Annotated in this window: 25 protein-coding genes; 7 read left to right on the forward strand and 18 right to left on the reverse strand. The window is 68.5% G+C overall.

The genetic code is table 11. The annotated features are described in order from the left end of the window. Positions 1 to 38 precede the first annotated feature (38 nt). Complete coding sequence (locus G6N43_RS20340) at positions 39 to 656, forward strand: TetR/AcrR family transcriptional regulator (protein WP_083149824.1); 618 nt, start codon at positions 39 to 41, stop codon at positions 654 to 656. 10 nt (positions 657 to 666) lie between these two features. Then, positions 667 to 2,349: a CocE/NonD family hydrolase gene (locus tag G6N43_RS20345; RefSeq protein WP_083149825.1), complete on the forward strand. Its 1,683-nt coding sequence runs from the start codon at positions 667 to 669 to the stop codon at positions 2,347 to 2,349. Between the two features lie 135 nt (positions 2,350 to 2,484). On the opposite strand, the gene G6N43_RS20350 is transcribed toward G6N43_RS20345, so the two are convergent. Together G6N43_RS20350 and G6N43_RS20355 are read right to left on the reverse strand one after the other, a co-directional pair. After that, positions 2,485 to 3,051 carry a DUF1802 family protein gene (locus G6N43_RS20350; RefSeq protein WP_083149826.1) on the reverse strand — a complete coding sequence of 189 codons (567 nt, stop codon included), beginning with the start codon at positions 3,049 to 3,051 and terminating at the stop codon, positions 2,485 to 2,487. A 5-nt stretch (positions 3,052 to 3,056) separates the two neighbouring features. Beyond that, positions 3,057 to 3,329: a DUF2277 domain-containing protein gene (locus G6N43_RS20355; RefSeq protein WP_083149827.1), complete on the reverse strand. Its 273-nt coding sequence runs from the start codon at positions 3,327 to 3,329 to the stop codon at positions 3,057 to 3,059. A 22-nt stretch (positions 3,330 to 3,351) separates the two neighbouring features. On the opposite strand from G6N43_RS20355, the gene G6N43_RS20360 reads away from it, so the two are divergent. Further along, entirely contained in the window at positions 3,352 to 4,119 is a 768-nt protein-coding gene (locus G6N43_RS20360) for an enoyl-CoA hydratase (protein ID WP_083149828.1), read from the forward strand. Between the two features lie 28 nt (positions 4,120 to 4,147). After that, positions 4,148 to 4,714 (forward strand): class I SAM-dependent methyltransferase, encoded by a 567-nt coding sequence (locus tag G6N43_RS20365; protein ID WP_083149829.1) that lies wholly within the window; start codon positions 4,148 to 4,150, stop codon positions 4,712 to 4,714. Between the two features lies 1 nt (position 4,715). On the opposite strand, the gene G6N43_RS20370 is transcribed toward G6N43_RS20365, so the two are convergent. From G6N43_RS20370 to rimP, 8 genes are all read right to left on the reverse strand, one after another. Then, positions 4,716 to 5,177 carry a hypothetical protein gene (locus G6N43_RS20370; RefSeq protein WP_083149830.1) on the reverse strand — a complete coding sequence of 154 codons (462 nt, stop codon included), beginning with the start codon at positions 5,175 to 5,177 and terminating at the stop codon, positions 4,716 to 4,718. A gap of 9 nt (positions 5,178 to 5,186) precedes the next feature. Then, a complete protein-coding gene (locus G6N43_RS20375; RefSeq protein ID WP_083149831.1) occupies positions 5,187 to 6,530 on the reverse strand; it encodes an MATE family efflux transporter in 1,344 nt (447 codons plus the stop codon). 42 nt (positions 6,531 to 6,572) lie between these two features. Next, complete coding sequence (locus tag G6N43_RS20380; protein WP_083149832.1) at positions 6,573 to 7,571, reverse strand: DHH family phosphoesterase; 999 nt, start codon at positions 7,569 to 7,571, stop codon at positions 6,573 to 6,575. Further along, positions 7,546 to 8,058, reverse strand: a complete 513-nt coding sequence (gene rbfA / locus G6N43_RS20385) for a 30S ribosome-binding factor RbfA (RefSeq protein WP_083149833.1) — start codon at positions 8,056 to 8,058, stop codon at positions 7,546 to 7,548. The genes G6N43_RS20380 and rbfA overlap by 26 nt, the downstream gene beginning before the upstream one ends. An 11-nt stretch (positions 8,059 to 8,069) precedes the next feature. Beyond that, on the reverse strand, positions 8,070 to 10,775 hold the full coding sequence (infB, locus tag G6N43_RS20390) for a translation initiation factor IF-2 (protein ID WP_083149834.1): 2,706 nt from the start codon (positions 10,773 to 10,775) through the stop codon (positions 8,070 to 8,072). Positions 10,776 to 10,853: 78 nt separating this feature from the next. Beyond that, entirely contained in the window at positions 10,854 to 11,204 is a 351-nt protein-coding gene (locus G6N43_RS20395; RefSeq protein WP_083149835.1) for a YlxR family protein, read from the reverse strand. Positions 11,205 to 11,269: 65 nt separating this feature from the next. Beyond that, positions 11,270 to 12,271, reverse strand: a complete 1,002-nt coding sequence (gene nusA / locus G6N43_RS20400; RefSeq protein WP_083149836.1) for a transcription termination factor NusA — start codon at positions 12,269 to 12,271, stop codon at positions 11,270 to 11,272. After that, on the reverse strand, positions 12,268 to 12,807 hold the full coding sequence (gene rimP, locus G6N43_RS20405; protein WP_083150026.1) for a ribosome maturation factor RimP: 540 nt from the start codon (positions 12,805 to 12,807) through the stop codon (positions 12,268 to 12,270). The genes nusA and rimP overlap by 4 nt, the downstream gene beginning before the upstream one ends. Before the next feature lie 158 nt (positions 12,808 to 12,965). Here rimP and G6N43_RS20410 point away from each other — a divergent pair, with 158 nt between their 5' ends. Next, positions 12,966 to 13,496, forward strand: coding sequence for a hypothetical protein (locus G6N43_RS20410; RefSeq protein ID WP_083150027.1), 531 nt, complete (start codon positions 12,966 to 12,968; stop codon positions 13,494 to 13,496). Beyond that, the gene (locus G6N43_RS20415; protein ID WP_083149837.1) at positions 13,493 to 14,032 is read left to right on the forward strand and encodes a ferritin-like domain-containing protein; all 540 of its coding nucleotides are present in this window, start codon (positions 13,493 to 13,495) and stop codon (positions 14,030 to 14,032) included. Before G6N43_RS20410 ends, G6N43_RS20415 begins: the two co-directional genes overlap by 4 nt. A 131-nt stretch (positions 14,033 to 14,163) precedes the next feature. Here G6N43_RS20415 and G6N43_RS20420 read toward each other — a convergent pair whose 3' ends face one another. From G6N43_RS20420 to G6N43_RS20455, 8 genes are all read right to left on the reverse strand, one after another. Then, entirely contained in the window at positions 14,164 to 15,906 is a 1,743-nt protein-coding gene (locus tag G6N43_RS20420) for a proline--tRNA ligase (protein WP_083149838.1), read from the reverse strand. Between the two features lie 114 nt (positions 15,907 to 16,020). Next, a complete protein-coding gene (locus G6N43_RS20425; protein ID WP_083149839.1) occupies positions 16,021 to 17,523 on the reverse strand; it encodes an MFS transporter in 1,503 nt (500 codons plus the stop codon). Positions 17,524 to 17,604: 81 nt separating this feature from the next. Further along, positions 17,605 to 19,185, reverse strand: coding sequence for an MFS transporter (locus G6N43_RS20430; protein ID WP_083149840.1), 1,581 nt, complete (start codon positions 19,183 to 19,185; stop codon positions 17,605 to 17,607). 33 nt (positions 19,186 to 19,218) lie between these two features. Then, entirely contained in the window at positions 19,219 to 20,415 is a 1,197-nt protein-coding gene (gene cobA / locus G6N43_RS20435) for a uroporphyrinogen-III C-methyltransferase (RefSeq protein WP_083149841.1), read from the reverse strand. Beyond that, positions 20,412 to 21,785 carry a cobyrinic acid a,c-diamide synthase CobB gene (locus tag G6N43_RS20440; RefSeq protein WP_083149842.1) on the reverse strand — a complete coding sequence of 458 codons (1,374 nt, stop codon included), beginning with the start codon at positions 21,783 to 21,785 and terminating at the stop codon, positions 20,412 to 20,414. The genes cobA and G6N43_RS20440 overlap by 4 nt, the downstream gene beginning before the upstream one ends. Next, a complete protein-coding gene (gene cobO, locus G6N43_RS20445; protein ID WP_083149843.1) occupies positions 21,782 to 22,396 on the reverse strand; it encodes a cob(I)yrinic acid a,c-diamide adenosyltransferase in 615 nt (204 codons plus the stop codon). Before cobO ends, G6N43_RS20440 begins: the two co-directional genes overlap by 4 nt. 16 nt (positions 22,397 to 22,412) lie before the next feature. After that, positions 22,413 to 24,233 carry a VWA domain-containing protein gene (locus G6N43_RS20450; RefSeq protein WP_083149844.1) on the reverse strand — a complete coding sequence of 607 codons (1,821 nt, stop codon included), beginning with the start codon at positions 24,231 to 24,233 and terminating at the stop codon, positions 22,413 to 22,415. Next, entirely contained in the window at positions 24,230 to 24,676 is a 447-nt protein-coding gene (locus tag G6N43_RS20455; RefSeq protein WP_083149845.1) for a GNAT family N-acetyltransferase, read from the reverse strand. The genes G6N43_RS20450 and G6N43_RS20455 overlap by 4 nt, the downstream gene beginning before the upstream one ends. Positions 24,677 to 24,857: 181 nt before the next feature. Here G6N43_RS20455 and G6N43_RS20460 point away from each other — a divergent pair, with 181 nt between their 5' ends. Then, positions 24,858 to 25,880 carry an alpha/beta hydrolase gene (locus G6N43_RS20460; RefSeq protein ID WP_083150028.1) on the forward strand — a complete coding sequence of 341 codons (1,023 nt, stop codon included), beginning with the start codon at positions 24,858 to 24,860 and terminating at the stop codon, positions 25,878 to 25,880.

Genomic DNA, 25,880 nt, shown 5'->3' on the forward strand with positions numbered 1-25,880 from the left:
CGAGAGCCCCGATTTGATGACAGTATACTGTCGCGATTATGGGGGAGGCGTCAATAGCGAATCGACGGACGTACGACAACCGCGCGCGTCGGCAGAAGGCGGCCCAGACCAGGGAACGCATCGTCACGGCGGGCAGCGAGTTGGTGCAGTCCTTTGATTCCTGGAACTGGCGGGACCTGACGTTCAAGGCGGTGGCCGAGCGCGCCGGCGTCGGCGAGCGGACCGTGTACCGGCACTTCCCCACCGAACGGCACCTGCACGACGCGGTCATGCAGCGGCTGGAGTCCGAGGCGGGTGTGTCCTACGAGGACGTCGACCTGACCAACATCGGCGACGTCACCGCCCGTGTATTCGCTGCACTGCAACGGTTCTCGGTGCACGCATCCGTCGAAACGACGCAGGACCCGACCTTCGTCGGCGTCGAGGCGCGCCGACGGGATGCGCTGATGCGGGCGGTGTCGGCGGCCGCCCCCCACTGGTCGGCCACGCAACAGCGGGCGGCTGCGGGCCTGCTCGACGCGCTCTGGCACGTGCCCACCTACGAACGACTGGTCGGGGTGTGGGGCGTCGACGGCGCCGCCGCGACCCGCGCGATCGACTGGCTGATGACACAGGTCGTCACGGCAATCACCGACGACAACCCACCACCTGCGTAGCCTGTGTGACGTGACCGCCGTATCCGATTCCACGACTGCATCGCCGGCCGCGGGAAAGTTCAAGACGTTCACCGGCCGGACGTTGAGCAGAGTTCTGCACCTACCACCCCGAACGTGCGACTACACCGTGCACCCCGTGCGGGTACCGATGCGCGACGGTGTCGAATTGCTCGCCGACCACTATGCGCCGACGACCGCCACCCCGGCGGGAACGCTGTTGGTGCGCTGCCCGTACGGCCGGGGTTTCCCCTTCAACACGGTTTTCGCCGGCGTGTACGCCGCACGCGGCTACCACGTCGTATTCCAAAGCGTGCGTGGCACATTCGGCTCCGGCGGCAAGTTCGAGCCAATGGCCAACGAGGTCGCCGACGGCGCGGACACCGTCGACTGGTTGCGCAACCAGCCGTGGTTCACCGGCTCCTTCGCGACCATCGGTCTGTCGTACCTCGGCTTCACTCAGTGGGCCCTGCTCACCGACCCGCCGCCGGAGATGAAGGCCGCCGTCATCACGGTCGGTCCGCACGATGTCAGCGGCCCCCGCTGGGGCACCGGCTCCTTCGGGCTCAACGACTTCCTCGGCTGGAGTGACCTCGTTGCCCACCAGGAGGATCCTCGGCTGCTCGGCGTGATCCACCAGCTGCGCGCACGGCGTGCGCTGGCGCGCGCCACCAAGGGGCTCCCCACGGCGGATGCCGGGCGCGCGCTGCTGGGCGACCGCGCACCGTGGTGGGAGGAGTGGCTGAACCATCCCGAGGCCGACGACCCGTACTGGGAATCCCGGCATCTCCGGGATGCGCTGAAGCGCACCGACATCCCGGTGCTGTTGGTCGGCGGCTGGCAGGACCTGTTCCTGGAGCAGACGCTGGCGCAGTACGACGCGCTCAAGCGCCGCGGCGTCGACGTCGCGGTCACCATCGGCGCGTGGACCCACACGCATGTCATGTACAAGGGCGCGCCGAGGGTGATCCGCGAATCGCTCGACTGGCTCGGCGCCCACCTCGGCGGTCAGGGCACGTCGCGCAGCCCGGTGCGTGTCGAGATCAAGGGGAAGGGCTGGATCGACCTGCCTGAGTGGCCGCCGGCGATGCCCGAACGCGTGCTCTACCTGCAGCCCACCGGCCGGCTGGGCGACGCGGCTCCGCCGGACACGGCGCCCCCGAGCCGGTTCACCTACAACCCCGTGGACCCGACGCCGACGATCGGCGGCCGGCTGCTCGCCCCGGAAGCCGGCTATCGCAAGGACGACAAACTGGCCGAACGGCCCGACGTGCTGTGCTTCACCGGCGACCGGCTGCCGACCGATCTGTACGTCGTCGGCACCCCGGTGATCGAGCTGTCCCATTCGTGTGACAACCCGTATCACGATCTGTTCGTGCGCATCAGCGAAGTGGACGCCAAGGGCGTGTCCCGCAACGTGAGCGACGGATACCGCCGCAGCCCAACGACTTCGGCTGGTACTGACACCGTTCGCATCGAACTCGACCCGACCGCGCACCGATTCCGCGCCGGCTCGCGCATCCGGGTCCTGGTCGCCGGGGGCTCACATCCGCGGTTCGTGCGTAACCTCGGCACCGCCGAACCGATGGCCACCGGCCGTGAGCTGATGGTGTCGACGCACACGGTGCACCTCGGGGACGGCGGCGTATCGCGGCTCGTGCTGCCCGCGGGCCCGGAGCCGCCTTCCGGTCGCTGAGCAAATGAATTGCTCGCCATTAGTCACCGCTGATTCATGCGTGGTCGTGACACTGGTTGCGACGGCACCTGGTGCCGATACAACGCCGACGGCTACCTCAAATGAAATTCAAATATCCGCCGAATTCGGCAAACGTCAGGCGACGGCTTGGCGGACCTTCTCGGCGAGTTCTTGAAGCGCGCCATCTGCGTGTACCGGCGGCGCCCAGTCGGGCTCGACGGGTAGGGAGACCCAGCTCTTGCATCCCGCGTACTCGGGTGTGCGTTCCAGACGGATCGGTTCGCGCAGCGGACACGCCTGCACCACGAGCACTGTGAGGCGGTGCTTGGGCCGGAAGTCCAGCCGGTCGGCCCGCACCGAATCGGCCGTCCAGATATGCAGGGACTCGATCTCGTCGAGGTTCGCCGGCCTGCCGACCTCAACGGCGGCAACGACTTTCGCCCCGGCGCGCACGATGATCTCGCCGTCGGTGCTGTCTGCGGCCGACGCATCGAGCAGGTCGCGGTGCTCCGGCCGTACTCGCTCGGCGTGGCTGTGCGCCACCGTCGGAAAGAACAGAAAACGCGAAGCCGTGAGCGCGAACCGCTTCTCGTGGATCCCGCCCTTGCGCAGCAGCACGGTTTGTCGGCCGTCGAGCAGACCGTGCACCGCCGCGCTCCACTCCTTGAGCGCGGGCTGGGTGAGCGTGGCCGTCTCCGCCATCGCGGCTAGCCGGCCCCGGCGGCCAGCCGCGCCCGCACCTCGGGACGCCGCAGTGGCGGAACAGTCTTGGGTGGTTGCCGGCGCGGCGCCAGCCCGGCCAGCAGCCTGGCGGTGATCGCGGTGACCTCGGTGACCGCCTCTTCAAAGGCCTCGACGTTGGCGCCCGACGGCCGCGTGATGCCGCTGACCTTGCGGACGTACTGACGCGCAGCGGCCTCGATCTCCTCCGGAGTGGCCGCCGGTTCCAGACCGCGTAGCTCCGTGATGTTTCGGCACATGGCTCCACGATAGGTTCGACCCATGACCAACCCCAACAACACCGATGTCCTGCTGATCGACACCCAGGATCGGGTCCGCACGCTGACGCTGAACCGCCCGCAAGCCCGCAACGCGCTCTCGGCGGAGCTGCGGACGACGTTCTTCCAGGCGCTGCGCGATGCGGAGGCCTCGGATGACGTCGACGTGGTCATCTTCACCGGTGCGGATCCGGTGTTCTGTGCGGGGTTGGATCTCAAGGAACTCGGCGACTCCACCGATCTGCCCGACATCTCGCCGAAGTGGCCGCCGATGACCAAGCCGGTGATCGGCGCGATCAACGGCGCCGCAGTGACCGGCGGGCTGGAGTTGGCGCTGTACTGCGACATCCTGATCGCCTCGGAGAACGCCCGCTTCGCCGATACCCACGCCCGGGTCGGGTTGATGCCCACCTGGGGACTGTCGGTCCGGCTGCCGCAGAAGGTCGGCGTCGGGCTGGCCCGCCGGATGAGCATGACCGGCGACTACCTCTCGGCCGACGATGCGCTGCGGGCGGGACTGGTCACCGAGGTGGTGCCACACGACGAGCTCATTCCCGCCGCGCGCCGGGTGGCGGCATCCATCGTCGGCAACAACCAGAAGGCAGTACGCGCCCTGCTCGCGTCGTATCACCGCATCGACGAGGCGGGCACTGCCCAGGCTCTGGCGATCGAGGCCGAGTCCGCCCTCGAGTGGATGCGCACGGCCACCGGCGATGACATCGCCGCCAACCGCGCCGCGGTGTTCGAGCGGGGTCGCGCGCAGGTTCGCTGAACCCGGGCACCCTCGTAGGCTGTCGTGCGTGAACGAAGCACACGAGTACTGCGGCAGCGACGAATGGCGGCAGTTGATTCGCGAAGTCATCCTGCCCTGGGCGCTTGGCGAAACGGATCTCGGCGACGACGTTCTCGAGGTCGGTCCTGGATACGGCGCGACCACCGACGTGCTGGGCGCGTCGACCGCACGACTGACCTCGGTAGAGATCGACGACAGGCTCGCCGCGCTGCTACGTGAGCGCTTCGCCGACCATCCGTCGGTCGAGATCGTCAACGGCGATGCCACTGCACTCGACTTTGCCGACGGAAGGTTCACTGGCGCAGCCTGTTTCACGATGCTGCACCATGTGCCCACCGTCGAACTGCAGGACAAGCTGTTCGCCGAGATCGCACGGGTCCTCAAGCCGGGTGCGGCGTTGGTCGCCAGCGACAGCCTCGGCAGCGACGAGTTGGCCGTCGCGCACGAGGGCGACAACTACAACCCCGTCGATCCGGATTCGTTGCCCGCTCGGTTGGCCGCCGCCGGATTCGGCGACGTCCACGTCAGGACCAACGACTACGGCTGGACGATGATCGCGCGCGTCCAAGGCTGATTCAGGAGCTCGGCGGAGTATCCGGAATATCGATGTCGACGCGGACCAGCTGCTCGATACCCGGCTGATACGTGACCGGCTCGGACAGGGTCGGGCCGAACGTCGGGCTCAGCTCGCCTCCGGGCCCGGCGAACTGGACGTTGAACGACGGCATGACTGGGGCGCTGGTGATGTAGAGGGCCTCGCAGACGCCGTCCCGCAGCCTCGATCGGAAGAACTGGCCGTAGGCGACCTTGGGGGTGTCGGACGCGGCGCCGCCCTCGGAGAGAATCACCGACGAACCGCGTCGGACAGGGTCGAGCGCCGCGGCGCCGACGCACTGGTCGGCGTCGTCCACCTGGGTGAACGGCTGGTGGATAAGCACATACACCGCGGTGGCGACGGTGGGCTCCGCCGCAGACTGCGGCACCCCGACGACGCCCGCCGATGCCACGACGGCGAATACGCACGCGACCCGTTTCATGCGTAGAACCTAACCGGTGCCCGGCACCAGCCAGCGACCGGAAAAGGCCCGCCACCCGACGAACACCAGCCGCAGGACCATGAACGTCGACAGCCCGGCCCAGATGCCGAGCAGCCCCCAGCCGAACGCCAGCGACAGCCAGATCAACGGCAGGAACCCGACCACCGCGCTGATCAACGTGGCGTTGCGCATGAACTTGGCGTCACCGGCACCCAGCAGCACGCCGTCGAGTGCGAAAACGATTCCGGCGATGGGCAATTGGGCCACCATGAACCACCACGGGACGCCGATGGCGTCGAGCACCGAACGGTCGTCGGTGAATACGCTCGGAAACACCGAGGCGCCGACCGCGAACACGCCCGCCAGCACCGCGGAGGCCAGTGTCGAGAAGATGGTGACCCGCCATGCCACCGACTTCGCATGCGCCAACTGTCCCGCGCCGAGCGCGGCACCCACCAACGACTGCGCGGCGATGGCCAGTGAGTCCAACACCAGGGCGAGGGTGTTCCACAGCTGCAGCACCACCTGATGCGCCGCGACCGCGGCAGCGCCAAACCGAGCCGCGACGGCCCCTGCGGAGACGAAGCAGGCCTGAAAGGCCAAGGTGCGCAACAACAAATCGCGACCCATCACGACCTGCGCTCGCAGCACAGAGGGTTCGATCCGCAACGGCACCTTCTCGACGTAGAGCGCGCGCAGGAACAGCAGGGCGGCGAGCCATTGCCCGACCAGGTTGGCCACGGCCGAACCCGCCAGCTCGAGCCTCGGCAACCCCAACCACCCGTACACGAGCAGCGGGCACAGCACCGCCGAGAGCGCGAAGCCCGTCACGACGTAGCGCAGTGGGCGAACGGTGTCCTGCACGCCGCGCATCCAGCCGTTGCCCGCGGCCGAGACCAGGATGGCCGGCACCCCGAACGTCGCGATCCGCACCCATGGCAACGCCGCGTCGGCGATCTCGCCTCCCCCGGATGATCCGGCCAGTGCCGACACCACCGGAACGGCCGCCACCTGGATGACCACGACGATCAGCCAGCCCAGCCCCAACGCCAACCACGTGGCCTGCAGACCTTCGCCGACGGCCGCCTGCCGGTTACCAGCACCGAAGAACCGCGCCGATCGGGCGGTGGTGCCGTACGACAGGAACGTCATCTGCGAGCTGAGCGTCGCCAGGATCAGCCCGCCGATCGCCAGGCCCGCCAGCGCAAGGGCGCCAAGCCGGCCGACGATGGCGATGTCGAACAGCAGGTAGATCGGTTCTGCCGCGAGCACCCCGAGTGCGGGTAGCGCCAGACCCGCGATGCGGCGACCGGTCGCCGTCGGCGCCGCGGATTCGTGGGACGGGTCAGCCAAGGCGCCTGCCGACAAGGTCGGCCGCGGCGCGTGCGGACGGAGTCAGCGGAGCGCCTCGCGAAGCTCTCGCACGACCTCATCGGCAGAACCGGTCGCCGAGTAACCGGCCGCCAGCCGGTGCCCGCCCCCGCCGAAGGCGCTCGCGACGGTCGCCAGGTCGTAGGACTTCGCGCGCATCGAGACCGACCAGTGTCCCGGTTCGATCTCCTTGAAGACCGCCGCCACTTCGGCCTGTTGGGTGGTGCGCACGATATCGACGATGCTCTCGACTTCCTCGGGCCGTGCGTTCTGCCATTCCTGGTGTCCCACAATGACATACACCAGACCGCGACCGTCGGCGGCGTCGGGCACCAGCTCCGCCGACCCCAGCACACGCGAGAGCATCGGCAGCCACGCGAACGGGTGGGTGTCCATGAGCGTGCGGCTGATCGACGCGTTGTCCACGCCGAGGTCGACGAGCCGGGCGGCCAGCCGGTGCGCGCGTGCGCTGGCCCAGCGGAACGAGCCGGTGTCGGTGATCAACCCCGCGTACAGACAGTGCGCGACACCCAGGTCGATCGGCTTGCCCCAGGCGTCGAGAAGTTCGGCCACGAGCATCGTGGTCGAGTCGGCCTTCGGGTCGACGAAGTTGGCGGTGCCGAACAGCATGTTCGAGGCGTGGTGGTCGATGACCAGCACCTCGCTGTCGGGGTCGGCCAACTCACGCAGCGCGCCCAACCGGTTGACGCTGGGGATGTCGACGGTGACCACCAGATCGGCATCGCGTCGCATCGCGTCTGGCGCGACGAGCAGATGGGTGCCGGGCAGCGACTGCAGCGATTCGGGCAGGTCGGCGGGTGCGCCGAAGCTCACCTGGACGCTCTTGCCCGCATGATCGAGCACCAGCGCCAGCGCCAGGCCCGCGCCGAGCGTGTCGGCGTCGGGATAGACGTGGCAGACCACAGCGACGGTCTGTGCCCCCGCCAGCAGGGCGGCGGCGGCACGGGCGTCGACACGCTCGCCCGTGGGAGGGGCGTCAGTCGCCTTGTCGATCGCGGTCACCGGTGTCCTCAGCGTCGATAGCGTCGATCTCTTCTCGGTCCCCACCGATATCCCGCACCCCGTCTATACGGTACGGGTCGGCGTCGCCGGCGTGCCGGGCACCTTCGCGAACTCTTGCCAAATCCTCATCCGCGGCGCGCGCGCGAGCCAGGAGTTCCTCCATCCGGACGGCGGTGTCGGGCACGGTGTCGCGCTCGAACGCCAGCGTCGGAGTGAACCGAACCCCCAGGCTCGCGCCCACCTTGGACCGCAGGACACCCTTGGCCTTGTCCAGCGCCGCCGCGGCGCCCGCGTAGTCGGGCTCATCGGCAAGCGAACTGCCCAACACGGTGTAGAACAGCGTCGCGTCGTGCAGGTCGTTGGTGACCTTCGCATCGGTGATGGTGACGCCGGTCAGCCGCGGGTCCTTGATCTCGTACTCGATCGCCGAAGCGACGATGGTGGAAATCCGCTTGGCCAGCCGGCGTGCTCGTGCCGGATCGGGCATGTGCGAACCTCCTAGGTCCTCTGCTTCTCGACGAGCTCGTACGTCTCGATGACGTCGCCTTCCTTGATGTCGGAGTACGTCAACGTCAGACCGCACTCGTAACCGTCGCGCACCTCGGTGACGTCATCCTTCTCGCGACGCAGCGACGACACGGTGAGGTTCTCCGCGACGACGACGCTGTCACGCAGCAGGCGCGCCTTCGAGTTACGCCGGATGACACCGGAGGTGACGAGGCAGCCGGCGATGTTGCCGACCTTCGACGACCGGAAGATGGCGCGGATCTCGGCACGGCCGAGCTCCTTCTCCTCGTAGACCGGCTTGAGCATGCCCTTCAGAGCGCTCTCGATCTCGTCGATCGCCTGGTAGATCACCGAGTAGTACCGGATCTCCACACCCTCGCGGTTGGCCAGCTCGGTGGCCTTGCCCTCGGCGCGGACGTTGAACCCGATGATGATCGCGTCCGAGGCCGACGCCAGGTTGACGTTGGTCTCGGTGACGCCGCCGACGCCGCGGTCGATGACCCGCAGCTCGACTTCGTCGTCGATCTGGATGCCCAGCAGGGCCTCCTCGAGTGCTTCGACCGTGCCCGCGTTGTCGCCCTTGAGGATCAGGTTCAGCTGGCTGGTTTCCTTCAGCGCCGAATCCAGGTCCTCGAGGCTGATCCGCTTGCGGGCCCGCGCGGCCATGGCGTTGCGCTTGCGCGCACTGCGCCGGTCGGCGATCTGGCGTGCGATGCGGTCCTCGTCGACAACCAGGAAGTTGTCACCCGCGCCGGGCACCGACGTGAAGCCGATGACCTGCACCGGCCGCGACGGCAGCGCCTCTTCGACGTCCTCGCCGTGCTCGTCGACCATGCGGCGCACACGCCCGTAGGCGTCGCCGGCGACCACCGAGTCGCCGACGCGCAGCGTGCCGCGCTGGATGAGCACCGTGGCCACCGGGCCGCGACCGCGGTCCAGGTGCGCCTCGATCGCGACGCCCTGGGCCTCCATGTCGGGGTTGGCCCGCAGATCGAGCGCGGCGTCAGCGGTCAGGATGACGGCCTCGAGCAGCGCCTGGATGTTCGTGCCCTGCTTGGCCGAGATGTCGACGAACATCGTGTCGCCGCCGAATTCCTCTGGCACCAAACCGTATTCGGTCAACTGGCCGCGGATCTTGGCGGGGTCGGCGCCCTCCTTGTCGATCTTGTTGACCGCAACCACGATCGGCACGTCGGCGGCCTGCGCGTGGTTGATGGCCTCCACCGTCTGCGGCATGACACCGTCGTCGGCCGCGACCACCAGGATCGCGATGTCGGTGGCCTTTGCGCCACGGGCACGCATCGCGGTGAACGCTTCGTGGCCCGGGGTGTCGATGAAGGTGATCGGCCGCGGGGTGCCGTCGAGGTCGACCTCGACCTGGTAGGCGCCGATGTGCTGGGTGATGCCGCCGGCCTCTTCCTCGCGGACGTTGGCCTGACGGATCGTGTCCAGCAGTCGGGTCTTGCCGTGGTCGACGTGACCCATGACGGTGACCACCGGCGGACGGGTCTCGAGGTCCTCCTCGCCACCCTCGTCCTCGCCGTACGTGAGGTCGAACGACTCGAGCAGCTCGCGGTCCTCGTCCTCCGGGGACACGACCTGCACGACGTAGTTCATCTCGCTGCCCAGCAGTTCGAGCGTCTCGTCGCCGACCGACTGCGTCGCGGTGACCATCTCACCGAGGTTGAACAACGCCTGCACCAGAGCAGCGGGGTTCGCGTCGATCTTCTCGGCGAAGTCGGACAGGGACGCACCACGCGCGAGGCGAATGGTTTCCCCGTTGCCGTGCGGCAGTCGCACGCCACCGACGACCGGGGCCTGCATGTTCTCGTATTCGGCGCGTTTCGCCCTCTTCGACTTGCGACCACGCTTGGGCGCACCACCGGGACGACCGAACGCACCGGCCGCGCCACCGCGCTGGCCGGGACGACCGCCACCACCGGGGCGACCGCGATAGCCGCCGCCTGCGGGCGCGCCGCCACCACCGCCGGCGCCACCGCCGCGGTAGTTACCGCCACCGCCACCGGGACCGCCTGCACGTCCGCCACCGCCACCGGGACCACGGCCACCGGGACCGGGACGCGGTCCGCCGGGGCGGCCGCCGCCTGCCGGGGCACCCGGCCGGGGTCCGGCCGGACGCGGAGGCATGTTGCCCGGCGACATGCCGGGTCGCGGAGCTCCGGGCCGCGGTGCGCCTGGGCGGGGTGCCTGCGGACGCGGAATCGGCCGGTCGACCGGCTGCTGCGACGAGAAAGGATTGTTGCCGACGCGCGGGGCACGCGCGGCGGGCTTGGGCGCACCGGGCGCCGGGCCGGGCCGGGGCCCTGGCGTCGGGCCGGGCTGCGCCGGGGGTGCGGCCGGAGGCGCGGGTGGCGCCGCCGCGGCTGCCGGAGGCGGCGCGGCCGCAGCCGGTTCCTGCGGCGGGGCGGGCTTCGGTGCGGCCGGCTTCGCCGCCGGTTTGGCCGGCGCGGTGGCTGCCGAACCGTTGCCGCCTGCCGTGACCTTCTCCGCGGCGGCCTTCTCCGCAGCCGCCTTGCCGCCGCCGAACGACTCGCGCAACCGGCGCGCGACGGGGGCTTCCACGGTGGAGGACGCGGATTTGACGAATTCGCCCTGATCGCTCAGGCGGGCGAGTACTTCCTTACTTGTGACACCGAGTTCCTTGGCCAACTCGTGTACACGGGCCTTACCTGCCACTACAACTCCTGTCTAGGAGGCCGCAGCGGTGGTAGGCGCCGCGCCTCGGGTTAGCTATGACACATGGTCATCGGGACTTCACGGTGTGCTCATGTTCTTCGCAACCTGTTCTGTTGCCGGGTGTCGGAGCCGCTCTATGTGCTCCATTACCGCGGTGGTATCTGGTTTACCGCTGATGCGCAGCGCTCGGGCGAATGCTTGCCGCCGAATTGCCGCGTCTAGGCACTGCGGATCGAGGTGCAACCAGGCACCCCGCCCCGGCAGCCTTCTCGCAGTGTCAACGGTTACGGCGCACTTGCCGTTCCCCTCATCCACCGCGACCACACGAAGCAGTTCGACGGCCAGCTCTCGCCTTCGACAGCCGATGCACGTGCGGACCGGTCCTTCTGGTCTTCTGTGCGGAGCAGCCGAAGTCTCGCGCTGGATCACGGTTCAGTCTAGCCATACCTGGTCGTCACACAGAAATACCAGGCAATTGAACCGTGGCTGGGGCCTCACCCAGCGGGTACCGCCTCCGCATCGCTGCGGATGTCGATGCGCCAGCCGGTCAGCCGTGCGGCCAGGCGGGCGTTCTGTCCTTCTTTGCCGATCGCCAGCGACAACTGGAAATCCGGCACCACGACGCGGGCGGCGCGGGCGGTCTCGTCGATGACGCTCACCGACACCACTTTCGCCGGTGACAGGGCGTTGGCCACGAACTTCGCCGGGTCGGGATCGAAGTCGATGATGTCGATCTTCTCGCCGGACAGCTCGCTCATCACGTTGCGCACCCGCTGGCCCATCGGTCCGATGCACGCCCCCTTGGCGTTGAGTCCGGGGACCCGCGACGTCACCGCGATCTTCGAGCGGTGGCCCGCCTCACGCGCGACCGCGACGATCTCCACCGACCCCTCGGCGATCTCCGGAACCTCCAGCGAGAACAGCTTGCGCACCAGGTTGGGGTGCGTGCGCGACAGCGTGATCAGCGGCTCGCGCGCCCCGCGAGTGACGCCGACGACGTAGCAGCGCAGGCGGTCGCCGTGTTCGTAGCGCTCCCCCGGTACCTGCTCGGCCGCGGGGATGACGCCCTCCGATCCTTTCGTCTCGCTTCCCATCCGGACGACGACGAGCCCGCGGGCGTTGGCGCGTGCATCGCGCTGGATGACGCCGCCGACGATGTCACCCTCGCGGGCGGAGAACTCGCCGTAGTTCTTCTCGTTCTCGGCGTCGCGCAGCCGCTGCAGGATCACCTGACGTGCAGTGGTCGCCGCGATACGGCCGAAACCCTCTGGGGTGTCATCCCATTCAGAGATGACATTGCCGTCTTCGTCGGTTTCGCGTGCCAGCACCTGGACCACGCCGGTCTTGCGGTCGATCTCGATGCGGGCGTCGGCCTCGTGGCCCTCCGTGTGCCGATACGCGGTCAGCAACGCAGATTTGATGGTTTCGACGACGACATCGACCGAAATCCCCTTGTCGGCCTCGATGGCGTGCAACGCCGCCATGTCAATGTTCACCGCGGAGCCTCCTTCTCAGATAGACCGGCCAGCTCCAGCTCGCGCTGATTCGGAGGTGAGAACTCAACCTGTACAACTGCTTTGGCGATGCTGTCCATCGCTATTTCGCGGACCGAGAGAGCGGCGCTGCGAGGATCGCGCACGATCAATCGCACAGTGCCATCGCTGGTTTCACCCAGTCGGCCGGTCAGTTCGGCGCCGTCGGACAGTGTCAGGTCGACCTTGCGACCCCGGGCCCGACGGAAATGCTTCTCAGTGGTCAGCGGCCGGTCGACGCCCGGCGAGGTGACCTCGAGGACGTAGGGCGTCGCGCTGCGATCGACACGATCCAGCAATTCGGATGCGGACCGGGACAACGCGGCAGCCGCGTCAAGGTCCAGGCCTTGGTCGCCGTCAGCCACGACGGTGATTCGAGGGGGGCGCGCGGCGGCGTCGATGACTACGTTCTCAATCTCGTAGCCTGCGCGCGCGAACTCACCGTCAAGTAGCTCGACCACCTGTTTCTGCGACGGCAATCCCGCTGAGCGCTCCGTCACGGCGAGCTCCTCATCTTGAGTTGTCTCCGACACTGGTTCGGTGTGCCTTCGGCGCGAAACCGGTACAGACACTGGACCTGCGTATCAACGATACGCCAGCGCCGGGGTGCTAAAAGGCAAAAAGCGCGGTGGCGATGGGCACCGCCCACAATGGCAAGATGTTGCACGTGCCGAGCCCTTCGCTGACCCTCAGCAGGCGTCAAGTCCTGGTCGGAGCGGCGGCTTTGGCGCTGCTGGGCGCCTCGGTTTCGGCGTGCGGGTCGTCGTCGGAGCCACCACCGGAAGTCGCCGAGCTGGAGGCACAACTGGACCGGGCTCGCGCCGACAGCCAACTGGCGACCGACGCGGCGGCCGTCGCGAAAGGGGACACCGCCGAGGCGTTGACCACGGTGGCGTCGGAGCGGTCGGCACATGCGCAGGCCCTGTCCGACGAGCTGGTCCGGATGCGTGGGGCCGACACGCCCACGAGCACCACATCCTCACCGCCCTCACCGACCGAGACGACGGCCGAGCCCGCGAAGGCGCCGACGGCAGAGGACGTCATCGAGGCGCTGCGCACCTCGGCCGGCAGCGCGGCCGGCCTGGCCGCCAAGATGTCGGGTTATCGGGCTGGGCTGCTCGGCTCGATCGCCGCGGCGTGTGCCGCCGCCTACTCCGTCGCACTGGCTCCGCAGGAGCAACCGCAGTGACGTCGCCCCGGCCATCGCCCACGCCCAGCTCACCCTCCTCAACGTCACCGACCACGACCACGTCGTCGCGCGCCGCCGAGCCCACCAGCCCGACGCGGCCGCCGAATCCCGCCGACGGCGCATTGTTCGACGCGATCGCGACCGCACAGGCCGCGATCTACGGATACGGGATCGTGTCGGCGCATGCTTCACCCGACATGAACTACCTGGTGTCGTCGTCCATGGCGCAGCACCGCAAGCGGCGCGAGGAGGCTCTCGCCATGCTGGAGGCGCGATCGGTGGAGGCGCCATTGCCCGCCGCCGGCTACCAGTTGCCCATGGAGGTCGACAACCCCACGGACGCAGCCGAACTCGCGGTGCGGATGGAAAAGGACTCCGCCGTCGCATGGCGCGCCGTCATCGAGCAGGCCACCGACGAGCAGGAGCGTGCGTTCGGCGTCAGCGCGCTGACGGAGTGTGCGGTCACGGCGGCGGAGTGGAGCCGGGTGCTGGGCACGAAACCGATCACGGTCGCGTTCCCGGGCGGCAGCGAGTAGCTCCCCCGCAGCGTCTGCGCCTACACCCCTCCGCGAGCTGGGCCCACACCCTCCGCGAGCAGACGCCAACTCCCCCTAAATCGCCCAATTTTGGGGGTTTCCGCGTCTGCTCGCGGTCAGGAAGCTCGCGGTCAGGAAGTGAGCGCCGCCGCGATCTCGGTGGCCGCGTCGGCGACGGGAACTTCCCGCGTTTCGCCGGTGAACCGGTTACGCAACTCGACCACACCGTCGGCCCAGCCGCGGCCGACCACCACGATCCACGGCACACCAAGCAGCTCGGCGTCCTTGAACTTGACGCCCGGCGAGGCGGTGCGGTCGTCGAGCAGCAGCTCGAGCCCGCGGCGGTCAAGTTCGGCGGCCAGTTCCTCGGCGCCGGCGCGCGCGGCATCGTCCTTGTTGGCGATCACGACGTGCACGTCGAACGGCGACACCGACGACGGCCAACGCAGGCCCAGGTCGTCGTGGTGCTGCTCGGCGATGACGGCGACCAGCCGCGAAACGCCGATGCCGTACGAGCCCATCGTCAACCGCACCGGCTTGCCGTTCTCGCCGAGCACGTCGACCTCGAACGCGTCGGTGTACTTGCGGCCCAGCTGGAAGATGTGCCCGATCTCGATGCCCCTCGCCGACACCAGCGGGCCCGCGCCGTCGGGTGACGGATCACCGTCGCGCACCTCCGCCGCTTCGATCGTGCCGTCGGCGACGAAGTCACGACCGGCGACGAGGCCGACGACGTGCTTACCGGGCTCGTCGGCGCCGGTGATCCAGGACGTGCCGTCGACCACCCGCGGGTCGACGAGATAGCGAACCCCGTTGGCCAGCAACGCCTTCGGGCCGATGTAGCCCTTCACCAGAAACGGGTACTTCTTGAAGTCGTCTTCATCGAGCAGCGCGTACTCGGCCGGATCGAGCGCCGCGCCCAGGCGTTTGTCGTCGACTTCGCGGTCACCGGGCACGCCGATGGCGAGCAGTTCCCAGTCGCCGCCGGGTGCGCGGGTCTTGAGCACCACGTTCTTCAATGTGTCGGCCGCGGTCACTTCGCGGTCGAGCGCGGTGTTGGCCCACTCGACGAGCGTGGCGATCGTCGGGGTGTCCGGGGTGTCGTACACCTTGGCCTCGGGCTGCCCCTCGATCGGTAGGGGCTCCGGCACCGCGGTGACGACGGCCTCGACGTTGGCGGCGTAGCCGGATTCCAGGCAGCGGACGAACGTGTCCTCGCCGATCTCGCTCTCGGCCAGGAACTCCTCCGACGCGCTGCCGCCCATCGCTCCGGACACCGCCGAGACGATCACGTACTTGACGCCCAGCGTGTCGAAGATCCGCTGATACGCACCGCGATGCGCCTGGTAGACGGCTTCCAGCCCGGCGTCGTCGACATCGAACGAATACGAGTCCTTCATGACGAACTCGCGGCCCCGCAAGATGCCCGCACGCGGCCGCGCCTCGTCGCGGTACTTGGTCTGGATCTGGAACAGCAGCAGCGGGAAATCCTTGTAGCTGCTGTACTCGCCCTTCACCGTCAAGGCGAAGAACTCCTCGTGGGTGGGCCCCAGCATGTAGTCGTTGCGGCGACGGTCCTGCAGCCGGAAGACGCCGTCGCCGTACTCGGTCCAGCGGTTGGTGGTCTCGTACGGGCCCTTGGGCAGCAGCGCCGGGAACAGGATCTCCTGTCCGCCAATGGCATTCATCTCGCGACGGACCACGACCTCGATCTTGCGCAGCACCCTCAGGCCCAACGGCAGCCAGCTGTACAGCCCAGGCCCGATCGGACGGATGTAGCCGGCCCTGATCAGCAGCTTGTGGCTGGGAACTTCGGCGTCAGCCGGATCGTCGCGCAGAGTGCGCAGGAACAGCTCGGACATGCGGGTGATCACAGCCGACAACCTTACTGACCGGCGTCGGGTCGCCGAGCCGGGTGCCGAGTGCACGCATGTTCGCGGGGTCTCTCGCGAATTGCGTCCAACAAGCGTGCAGTCGACGGACGGGTTCTACAGCTCGCCGGCCTCCACCGCCTCGCGGGTGTGCTGGGCCGTGGCGATCTGGCGCGCGGAGAAGCCGATCCAGAACGCGGCGATGCCGACGATGACCGCGACGCCCGCGACCCACAGCAGCGAGTACGTGTAGCCGTAGCCCAACGCGTCGAGCTGCGCGGGAGTCATGTCCTTGACCGGTCCGGTCGTACCGCCGAGGTAGAGCGTGCGCGACGTCTGCACGGCCTGGATGACGACCAGCACCAGCGGGCCGCCGAGGTTCTGCACCATGAGCGTTATCGACGACACCGGCCCGATCTCGCGGGGGCCGACTTCGGCGACGGCGCACAGCGGCAGGATCACCGCGATCACGCCGATCCCGAAGCCGCCCACGACGATCGGACCGAACAGGTCGGGGAAGTACGGGATGCTGCGCGTCAGCGTCGAGCCGAACAGCATGGCCGCGAGTACGAACGCCCCGCCGCCGATGATGAGCCAGCGCGGCGCGATATGCGGTGCGAGTTTGGCCGCGACGACGCTGCCGACACCGAACGCGAGCGCGAATGGAATGAAGCAGATTCCCGCCTTCAACGCCGAGTAGCCGAGCACGTCCTGCACCAATAGTCCGATCATCACCGTCAGCGTCAGCATCACGCCGCCGGCGAGGAACAGTGCGACGAACGTCATCACCCGGTTGCGGTTGTCGAACACCGAGAACGGCACGATCGGATGCTCCGCGGAGCGTTCCACCACCAGGAACGCGATGAAGAAGATCGCCGACGTGATGCCCGCGCCGATCACCCAGGGATCGACCCACGCGCGCGGCGGGCCCTGGGTGAACACGAACACCGCCGACGAGCAGCCCAGCGTCGCCAGCAGAGCGCCGGTCACGTCGAGTTTGAGACGTTCGTGATGCGTCTCGGCCAGCCGGAACACCGCGATGGTGATGATCACGATGCCGATCGGCACGTTGATCAGAAACGCCAGCCGCCAGGAGATGACGGTGAGCGCGCCGCCGAGCACCAGGCCCAGCACCGAGCCGATTCCCTGCATGGCCGCCGAGACCGCCAGCGCACGGTTGCGGGCCTGTCCGACCGCGTACGTCGTGGCGATGAGCGCCAAGCCGGTCGGCGCGGCCACCGCGGCACCGGTCCCTTGCACGGCCCTCGCAACGATCAAGGTGATGCCGTCTGTGGCGAGCCCGCACACCAGCGACGCGATCGTGAAGACGCCGACGCCGGACAGGAACGCGCGTTTGTGGCCGATGGCGTCGCCGATGCGTCCGCCGAGCAGCAACAGCCCGCCGAATGCCAGCACGTAGGCCGTGATCACCCAGCTCTTCGCGACGTCGGAGAGGTCCAGATCGGCCTGCATCCGCGGCAGCGCGACGATGACGATGGTGCCGTCGAGCGTCGACATCAGCTGCATGCCGGTGATCGCGATGATCGCGATGCCCAGTACCGACGACGACAGCGGTGTGGTGGCCCGGTCAGGCCCTGAGGAACCGCCCACCGCAGACATGGCTTGCCAGCCTACCGAGCCTGGTGATTTCGGCGTGCACAGTCACCCTGAGCGTGACCCAGCACGCCGAAATCACAGGAGTTAGAGCTCGCCCTGCTCGAAGGCGTCCTTGACTTCCTGCGCGTGCGCCACCTGCGCGGCCGTGTAGCCGATGAACAGCGCGACGGCGCCGACGATCACCGCGACCGCGGCCACCCACAGCAGCCCGTAGGTGTAGCCCTGATCCAGCGCATGCAGCTGCGCGGCGTTCATGTCCTTGACCGGTCCGTTGGTGCCGCCCAGATACAGCGTGCGCGATGTGATGACCGCCTGGATCACGGCCAGCACGACCGGCCCGCCGAGGTTCTGCAGCATCAACGCGATCGCCGACACCGGCCCGATCTGGTCGAATCCCACGCCGGCGATCGCCGACACGGTCAGCGGGACCACGATCATGCCGATGCCGAAGCCGCCGACCACGATCGGGACGACCAGGTTCGGGAAGTACGGGATGTTGGCGTCCAGCGTGGAACCGTAGATCATCGCGCCGAGCACCAACACACCGCCGGCGATCACCAGCACGCGCGGCGGGAACAGCGACACCAGTGCCGAGGACGCACCGAGGCCGATGCCGAGCGCGATCACGAACGGGATGAAGCCGATGCCCGCGCGTAATGCGCTGTAGCCCATGATGTCCTGCACGTAGAGCCCGATCAGCACGGTCAGCGTGAACATCACGCCGCCGGCCAGGAACACCGCAGCGAACGTGGCGACCCGGTTGCGGTCCTTGAACAGGTCCAGCGGCATCACGGGGTTCTCGGCGGTGCGCTCGACGTAGATGAACGTCAGCAGGAACGCCCCTGCGGCCAGGCCGGCCCCAATGGTCACCGGCGAGATCCAGCCCTGCTCGGGCCCCATCGAGAACGCGAACACCGCGGCGGTGCAGCCCAGCGTGGCGAGGATGGCACCCGCGGCGTCGAGCTTCAGGCGCTCGCGATGGGTTTCGCGCAGCGTCCTGCGGGCAAGGTGGATCATCAGCAACCCGATCGGGACGTTGATCAAAAACGCCCAGCGCCAGGACACCTCGGTCAGCGCACCACCGACGATCAGGCCCATCACCGACCCGACACCGGTCATCGCCGCGAAGATCGCGGTTGCTGCGTTACGCGCGGGACCCTTCGGGAACGTGGTCGCGATCAGCGCCAAGGCGGTCGGGGACGCGATCGCCGCGCCGACACCCTGCAGCAGCCGAGCCGTCACCAGCGTCACTTCGTTCCAGGCCAGACCGCACAGCACCGAGGCGATGGTGAACAGCGCGACGCCGACGATGAAGGTGCGTTTGCGGCCGATGACATCGCCGAGGCGACCGCCCAGCAGCATCAGCCCGCCGAACGTCAGGACGTACGCGGTGATGACCCAGCTGCGACCAGCATCGGAGAGGCTCAGCTCGTCCTGAATCTTAGGAAGCGCGACGATGGCGACCGTGCTGTCCATGGTGGCGAGCAGCTGCATGCCGCCGATCGCGATCACTGCCGCAATGAACCGCCGCGACGGCAGCCAATCCGGGTAGCTGCTGCTTCGCTCCCTCAGGGGGCTGCCCACGTGCACGGGTAACGACCGTTTTGCCCCGCCTTCGGCATCGCGGACCATCGCTGCCCGCTCTGCGTCATTGAGAGCCGTCATAGCGGGTTACCTTACAGTAATCTTAAGAATCCTTTAACCGCCGAAGGCCGCCACAGGCCCGATCACGATGATCGCTGGGGGCCGAATGCCCTCTGCGCGGATGCGCACCGGGGCGTCGGCGAGGGTCGCCCGCAACGTTCGCTGCGCCGCAGTGCTGCCGTGCTGGACGACTAGCACCGGAGTATCCGCAGGTCGGCCACCGTCCAACAGCACCTTGGCGAATTGTTCGACGCGTTCGACCGCCATCAGCAAAACGATCGTGCCGGACATCGCGGCCAAAGCATCCCAATTCACTAACGATTCCGGATGGTCGGGTGCAACGTGCCCGCTGACCACCACGAACTCGTGCGTGACGGCCCGATGGGTGACCGGAACGCCCGCCAGCGCAGGAACTGCTATGGCACTCGTCACACCCGGTACGACGGTCACCGGAATCCCGGCGTCGGCGCACGCGATCACCTCTTCATATCCGCGCGCGAAAACGAACGGATCGCCGCCTTTGAGCCGGACGACGAATTTGCCGGCCCTGGCCCGGTCGATGAGGACCTCGTTGATCGCGTCCTGGGCCATCGCGCGCCCGTACGGGATCTTCGCGGCGTCGATGACCTCGACGTGCGGCGGCAGCTCCGCGAGTAGTTCCGGCGGCGCCAGCCGGTCGGCGACGACGACGTCGGCGTGGGCCAGCAGGCGGCGTCCGCGCACAGTGATCAGTTCGGGGTCGCCGGGCCCTCCGCCGACGAGCGCCACCCCACCGGGCTGTACGCCGGGCGTCTCCGCCGCGATGAGTCCCTGCTGGAGTGCCTCGTGGATCGCCGAGCGCATCGCTGCGGACCGGCGGTGCTCCCCGCCGGCGAGCACGCCGACAGACAACCCCTCGTATTCGAACGACGCGGGCGTGACCGCGGTGCCCTCGCGCGCCACATCGGCGCGCACACAGAAGATCCGGCGTGCCTCGGCCTCGGCGACCACGGCGGCGTTGACGGCCGGATCGTCGGTGGCCGCGATCACATACCAGGCGCCTTCAAGGTCGCCGTCGCGAAACTCTCTGAGTTCCAACGTGATTCCGGCCATCGCCTCGACGGCCGGGGTGGCGCTGCGGGCGATGACGTGCACGTCGGCGCCATTGGCCACCAGCAGCGGTAGCCGACGCTGCGCCACTGTGCCGCCACCGACGACGACGACCTTCCTGCCGGACAGGCGCAGGCCGACGAGGTAGGCGTTCTCACTCACCCGGCGAGCTTAGAGGTTGCGGCCGCGGCGACGAAGCGGGCCATGGCGTGTGGGTGTGCGGCCGGGTGGGTGTGCAGGTAGCTCGCGTGGACGCCGCCGGTCACCGCACCGTCCCTGACGGCGTCTATGTCGCGGCCGCTGTACACCCATGCGGGTTGGTAGCTGTCGGTGAATGTGACTGCGGTGCGGTGGAACTCGTGACCGACGGTACGGTCACCGACGGCGTGCAACGGCGACTCGGTGACGGCGACGGCGTTGCGGTAGCCGAGCGTGAGGCGGTCGGTGAAGCGCGCCGAACCGGACAGCACGCCGCACATCGGGTACCCGTCGAGTTCGTCGACCAGATAGGTCAGCCCGGCGCATTCGGCGTGTACGGGTGCGCCCGATGCGGCGAGGTTCCTGATCTGCCGGCGGGCAATCTCGTTGTCCGACAGTTCGGTACTGAACTGTTCCGGGAAGCCGCCGGGCAGCACCAGTGCGGCGGTCCGCGGCGGCAGCGGGTCGGTCAGGGGGTCGAACTCGACCACCTCTGCACCGGCCGCGTGCAGCAGTTCGCGGTGTTCGGCGTAGCCGAAGGTGAACGCCTTGCCCGCCGCGAGTGCGACGGTCACGGGCTCGCCCGCGATCGGCGTCACGCCCGGGTCCCAGGGTTCGTCGGCGACGCGGTTGGTCGCGATCGCGGCGATCGCCTCGAGGTCGACGCGATGATCGACCTGGCCGATCATCGCGTCCACCGCGAGGCGCGCCTGCTTACCATGCTCTGCGGCGGTGATCAGACCGAGATGCCGTGAGGGAACAGATAATTCGTCGACCCGCGGAATGACACCGAAGACCGGAACTCCGGCATGTTCGCACGCCTGCCTCAGCACTTCCTCGTGGCGCGGTGAGCCGACGCGATTGAGGATGACGCCGGCGATCCGGATCTTGGGGTCGAAGGTCGAGAAGCCGTGCAGCAGCGCGGCGACGCTGTGACTTTGGCCGCGGCCGTCGACCACGAGGAGCACCGGGGCGCCGAGCAGCGCGGCCACGTGTGCGGTGGACCCTTCGGCGAGGCCGGCGAAGCCGTCCGCGATCCGGCCGTCGAACAGCCCCATCACACCCTCGACGACCGCGATGTCGGCGCCAGCGCTGCCGTGCCGGTACAGCGGGCCGATGAGCTCGTCGCCGACCAGTACGGGGTCGAGGTTGCGGCCGGGCCGGTCCGCCGCCAAGGCGTGATATCCGGGGTCGATGAAGTCGGGCCCCACCTTGAACGGTGCGACGGTGCGGCCCGCGCGACGCAGCGCGCCCATCAAACCCGTTGCGACGGTGGTCTTTCCGCTGCCCGAGGCGGGCGCGGCGATGACGACAGCGGGCGCCGACGCGCTCACCACTCGATGCCCTTCTGGCCCTTGCGGCCGACATCCATCGGATGCTTGACCTTCGTCATCTCGGTGACGAGGTCGGCGGCGTCGATCAGCTGCTGCGGGGCGTCGCGGCCCGTGATGACGACGTGTTGGGTGCCCGGCCGCGACGTCAGCACCGCGATCACGTCGTCGACGTCGACCCAGCCCCACTTCAGCGGATAGGTGAACTCGTCGAGCACGTAGAAGTCGTGGCGCTCCTCGGCCAGCCGGCGGGTGATCTCGGCCCAGCCGTCGGCCGTGGCCGCCGCATGATCGTCCTCGCTGCCGTGCTTGCGCGACCACGACCAGCCCGCACCCATCTTGTGCCATTCGACAGGGCCGCCGAGCCCCTGTTCGTCGTGCAGTCGACCCAACTGGGCGAAGGCGGCCTCCTCGCCGACCTTCCATTTGGCGCTCTTGACGAACTGGAACACCGCAATCGAGAAACCCTGGTTCCACGCCCGCAACGCCATACCGAACGCCGCCGTCGACTTACCCTTGCCCGCGCCGGTGTGCACCGCCAGCAGCGGGGCGTTGCGGCGCGCGCGGGTGGTCAGCCCGTCGGCGGGGACCGTTGTCGGTTGACCCTGTGGCATCGCGACTCCTCGAAGCTCAGGCGGCCGTGCGCACCACGTCGGTGAGACTGTCGGCGCGCAGTTGCGCCAGACGGACCGCGGGCGCACCCAGATGACCCGCCAGCTGCTCCGCCAAACCCAGTCGGACATAAGAGGTTTCGCAGTCCACCACCACGGCGGCCGCACCCTCGGCCACCAGCCGGGCCGCCGCCTCCCTGGCCCGGCCCAGCGGGTCCGGCCCGCCCGTTGCGCGACCGTCGGTGAGCACGACAACCAGGCTGCGCCGGGCACGGTCTCGCGCCTTCTCCCTGACCACCACGTCGCGCGCGGCCAGCAGACCCTGCGCCAGTGGCGTTTTGCCTCCGGTGTCGAAGCGCGCCAGTCGGCGACCGGCGGTGTGCACCGACGAGGTCGGCGGCAGCAGCAGTTGCGCTTTCTCTTGACGGAAGGTGATCACGGCGACCTTGTCGCGGCGCTGATACGCATCGCGCAGCAGCGACAGCGCGGCACCGCTCACCGCTGCCATCCGGTCGCGGGCGGCCATCGAACCCGATGCGTCGACCACGAAGATCACCAGATTGCCTTCGCGGCCTTCACGAACGGCATGGCGCACATCGTCGACCGTCGGCCGGGGGCGCCCCGGTACTCGCTGGTGCCCGGCCGCTGCCAGCAGCGTCCCGAACACGTGCAACCCGTGACCGTCAGGTGCATTCGTCGTTGACGACACGACGGTTCCGGTGCGGTTGCGCGCACGCGACCTGCGCCCCGGCGCCCCGTCTCCCACACCGGGAACGACGAGCGTTCGGGTCCGGAACACCCCCGAAGGGGGTGCGCTGGGGCGGGTCGCTGAGCTCGAATTCCGCTGCAGTACGGGTCCTTCGCCATTCGAGGACTCACCGCCGCCGGACGGGTCGGTATCGGGGTCCGGCTCAGGGTCGGCGGACTCCCCCGCCTGTTGCATCGCCTCGTCGAGTTGTTCGGGATCCAGACCCGGATCATCGAACGGGTCGCGGCGCCGCCGGTGCGGCAGCGCGAGTTCGGCCGCCACCCGGATGTCCTCCTCGGCGACGGTGTCCGCTCCGCGCCAGGCGGCGTGCGCGACGGCCGCGCGGGCAACCACCAGATCGGCCCGCATACCGTCGACGTCGAACGCCGCGCAGAGGGCCGCGATCCGCCGTAATTCGCTGTCCGGCAACTGAACCGAGCTCACCCGGTCGCGGGCGGCGGCGATGCGTCGGACCAGCTCGGCGTCGGCCTCGGCGTAGCGTTCGGCGAATCCGGCCGGATCGGCCTCGAACGCCATCCGCTGCCGCACGACCTCGACTCGGACGTCGACGTCGCGGGAGGCGTGCACGTCGACCGTCAGCCCGAACCGGTCGAGTAGCTGCGGACGCAATTCGCCCTCTTCGGGATTCATCGTTCCGACGAGCACGAAACGGGCCTCGTGGCTGTGCGAGACGCCGTCACGCTCGACGTGCACCCGTCCCATCGCGGCGGCGTCGAGGAGCACGTCGACCAGATGGTCGTGCAGCAGGTTGACCTCGTCGACATAGAGCACGCCGCCGTGCGCGCGGGCCAGCAGGCCGGGTGAGAATGCGTGCTCGCCGTCCCGCAGCACCTTCTGCAGGTCAAGTGAGCCGACGACGCGGTCCTCCGTCGCACCGATCGGCAACTCGACCAGGGCGGCGCCGTCCACGGCGGCCAGCACCTTGGCGAGGCCGCGCACGGCGGTCGACTTCGCCGTGCCCTTCTCTCCGCGGATCAGCACGCCGCCGATCTCCGGACGCACCGCGCACAGCAGCAGTGCCAGGCGCAGCCGGTCATGGCCGACGATCGCGCTGAACGGATAGGTGGTCATGATTTGACCATCGGAACGTGCGGGATGCCGTCGTCCAGGAATTCCGCACCGTCACGGACGAAGCCGTGCCGCGCGTACATCTCCTCGAGATAAGTCTGCGCATTGATGCGGCACGGGTAGTCGCCGACCTCGGCGAGCGCGGCCTGCATGAGCCGGGTGGCATGCCCCTGTCCACGCTGATCGCGTTTGGTGCACACCCGGCCGATACGAAACCCCTTCTGACCACCGGGGTGCTCCTCCATCAGCCGCAGAGTGGAGACGACCTCACCGTCGGGTCCCTCGAGCCAGAAGTGGCGGGTCTCGGTGAGCAGGTCGCGTCCGTCCAGTTCTGGATAGGGGGTGGCCTGTTCGACGACGAACACCTCCACGCGCAGTTTGAGCAGTTCGTAGAGCGTCTCGGCCTCCAGGTCCTTGGCCCAGCTTCGACGTAGTGCGACCGTCATCCGGCGCTCACCGGCCGAACGCGGACCGCGACACCGGCGTCGTTGGCTACCTGGGGGTCTGACACCCGATCGATCACTCTCCGTGGTCGGTTTCTCTCGGCTTGGCGGGTTTCAGGTTAGCCCGCTGGCCTCCGGCGGCGTTGGCCCAGGTGGGCTGCGGGCCGCGACTAAGGTGGCTGTCGTGACCGAGTGGGAGCCAGACGTGCTGGCCGGTTACCGGCAGCAGACGTTTCACCTGGGGCCTGATCCCGACGGCGAAGGGAACCTCTTCGCCACCCTGGTGCGCCGCGGCGACACTATTGCCTCGGCCACCCACGCCGTCCTGGTGATCCACGGCTTCACCGACTACTTCTTCCACACTGAACTGGCCGATCACTTCGCCAGCCGCGGATTCGCCTTCTACGCGCTCGACCTGCACAAATGTGGTCGGTCGTGGCGGGATGGCCAGACTCCGCACTTCACCACCGACCTCGCCCGCTACGACAACGAGCTGAACCGCGCCCTGGACGTCATCAACGCCGAATCGTCGGCCGACGTGCTGCTCTACGGTCACTCCGCAGGTGGACTCATCGTGTCGTTGTACCTGGACCGCCTGCACCGCCGCGGCCTGACACAGCGCAAGCGCGTCAAAGGGCTGATCCTCAACAGTCCATGGCTCGACCTGCAGGGGCCGTCGGTCCTGCGCGCCAAACCCACCGGCGCCGCGATCGCCGCGCTCTCGCGGATGCGCAAGCTCTCCGTCGTGCGCTCGCCGACCCCCGGTGGCTACGGGACGACGCTGCACCGCGACTACTACGGCGAATTCGAATACGACCTGCGGTGGAAGCCGATCGGCGGATTCCCCGTCACGTTCGGCTGGATCCATGCGATCCGGCGCGGACAGGCCAAGCTGCAGCGCGGGCTCGACGTCGGTGTCCCCAACCTGATCCTGCGCTCCGATCGCAGCGTGCGCGAAGTGAAGGATCCGGACGCGATCCAACGCGGCGACGCGGTGCTGGACGTCAAGCAGATCGCCCGCTGGGCCGGCTGCATCGGCAACCGCACCACCGTCGTACCGATCGTCGACGCCAAGCACGACGTGTTCCTGTCGGTGCCGGATGTGCGCAAGGCGGCCTACGCCGAACTGGACCGCTGGCTGGACTCCTATATCACCGAGAACACCTCCGAACCCGTAGCGCGCCAAGGCAACCCGACCGAAGGGTAA

The organism is Mycolicibacterium moriokaense, from assembly GCF_010726085.1.
Taxonomy (GTDB): domain Bacteria; phylum Actinomycetota; class Actinomycetes; order Mycobacteriales; family Mycobacteriaceae; genus Mycobacterium; species Mycobacterium moriokaense.